This window comes from Sulfurimonas sp. (assembly GCF_026991475.1).
Taxonomy (GTDB): Bacteria; Campylobacterota; Campylobacteria; order Campylobacterales; family Sulfurimonadaceae; genus Sulfurimonas.
In genome coordinates this window covers 1-2,056 of record NZ_JALXBK010000040.1, presented here as the reverse complement: position 1 = coordinate 2,056, position 2,056 = coordinate 1, and the positions used below count along the sequence as shown (strand labels likewise).

Genomic DNA, 2,056 nt, shown 5'->3' with positions numbered 1-2,056 from the left:
AAAACTCTTTTGTATCGCTATTTGTCGTTTTCATCTCAATTTTTAAGGTTTCTGATATGTAGAAGAAAATATCTAGCTCAAAAGTATAATCCCAGATTTTACGGCTCTCTTTTGAGCTTTTCAATTTTACATGAACAGTTGTTAATATTTCACTCTTTTCAGTAATTGAGACAAGTTCAAAAATAAAAATCCTTGCAAAACCATGCTGAGGCAGGGAGGTATCAAGGTTTCCAAAACGAGGCCAGCAAATAGGAATACCTCCGCGAATTGCAGTACCATTTTCAAAAGCACTCTCTCTGCTTAACCACAAAAGTTCTTCATCATTGTGTTTAAAAGAGAATATATGCGCTCCCTGCAGAGCAATTTTTGCACTAGCAGCACTGTTTTTTATCTCAATATATTCAAATCCATTTTCTAATTTTTTTATTTCAAACATTAGCTACTCCAACTACTCATTTTATGCCATTTGACTCCATACATAAAAATTACAAAGTAACAAAGTAATCCCAATAAATAAGCACTCTGCATATCTGAAAGCATTTGTGCCACTTTACCAAAAACAAGAGGAATCACTGCTCCACCTGCTATTGCCATAATGAGTAAAGCACTCCCCTTTGCTGTATGTTGTTTTAAATCTTTTAAAGCTAAAGGCCAGATAGTAGGCCAAACAAGAGCATTAGCAAGTCCAAGAAGTGCTACAAAAACAACAGAGTCTGGAATATTTACAATAATGTTTGCCTCTGTAGTTGAGCTAAACGCAACACAAAATAGAAGTACCATGCCAACAATAGAAGAGACAACGAGAGCCTTTTGCTGTGATAAAAAACGAGGAATTAAAAAGATACCAAGAAGATACCCAGCAACCATAAAACTCATTGTATAAGAAGTAAGTGCTGTTGCATCTGCTACACCCAGACTTTGCCCATACAGACCAATGGTATCTCCAGCTATTACTTCTATGCCAACATAAAAGAAGAGTGCTACAGCACCTAGTACAACACGAGGAAAAGCCAAAATATTGGAGCTATCGTAAGGGTCAATGTCAAACTCCAACTCAGGCAGCGCTGAAAAAAGTACAAAAAGCATTAAAACAAATAAGATTCCTGCCATTATAGTGTAGGGAACTATAAGCTCCTGTGCCAGTTGATGTAAATCTGGATTCGCTGCGTCTAAAGAAGTGTGTAAATCAGAAAAGATAAACGCAGTAAAAACCAAAGGAGCTAAAACCCCTGCTGTTTTGTTAATAAGCCCCATAATACTTATGCGAGTTGCAGCAGATTCTATTGGGCCTATGAGAACTATGTAGGGGTTTGAAGCGGTTTGCAAGATGGTAAGTCCAGTTCCTAGAGTAAAAAGTGCTACTAAAAAGAAAACAAATTCTCTGCTAAACGCAGCGGGTATAAAGAGTAAAGCACCAACACTCATCATAAAAAGTCCAAGAGCCATACCTTTTTTGTATCCTGTCTTTTCAAGCAGACTAGCCATAGGAAAAGCCATCACCGTATAAGCAATATAAAAGGCAAAAGTTACAAACAAGGCCTCAAAATCATTCAAATCACAAATCACTTTTAAAAATGGAATAAGTGAGCCGTTAAGCCATGTAACAAATCCAAAAATAAAAAAGAGAACTCCTATGATAATCATAGGAATTAGTGATGACCTTTTAGCCATTCTTTAAAGACTCAAGATATTTGGCAACAGCATCTTCATCATTTGTCTGGCTTAAAACTACATCTGCTTTTTCTCTTAACCCCTCTTGAGCATTTGCGACAGCTACAGAAGTGTTTGCCAATTCAAACATACCTACATCATTCAAATTATCGCCAAAAACTGTAAGCTTGCCTAAATCAAATCCAATAGCTTCACTAACGCTTTTTATGCCATGGGATTTATCTGCATCTTTATGTAAAATTGTCAAAAAGTAACACCCCATATAAGCTTCTGGAGCTAAAACATACTTCAATTCATCTCCAAAAATTATTCTAAGATTTTGCTCTAAAGCCTGCAGTAACATCTCTTCTGCCATATAAACAATTTTAAAATTATTCTCCATTGC

Annotated in this window: 3 protein-coding genes; all 3 read right to left on the bottom strand. The window is 36.1% G+C overall.

Going from position 1 to position 2,056, the window contains the following annotated elements; genetic code table 11:
- A partial coding sequence (locus tag MV589_RS02690) for an aldose epimerase family protein (RefSeq protein WP_521966161.1) occupies positions 1-436 on the bottom strand: 436 nt, incomplete at its 3' end.
- Positions 436-1,671 (bottom strand): sugar MFS transporter, encoded by a 1,236-nt coding sequence (locus tag MV589_RS02685; RefSeq protein ID WP_297431789.1) that lies wholly within the window; start codon positions 1,669-1,671, stop codon positions 436-438. The genes MV589_RS02685 and MV589_RS02690, both read right to left, overlap by 1 nt.
- On the bottom strand, positions 1,664-2,056 hold a 393-nt coding region (locus MV589_RS02680; RefSeq protein ID WP_297431787.1), incomplete at its 5' end, for an HAD hydrolase family protein. The genes MV589_RS02680 and MV589_RS02685, both read right to left, overlap by 8 nt.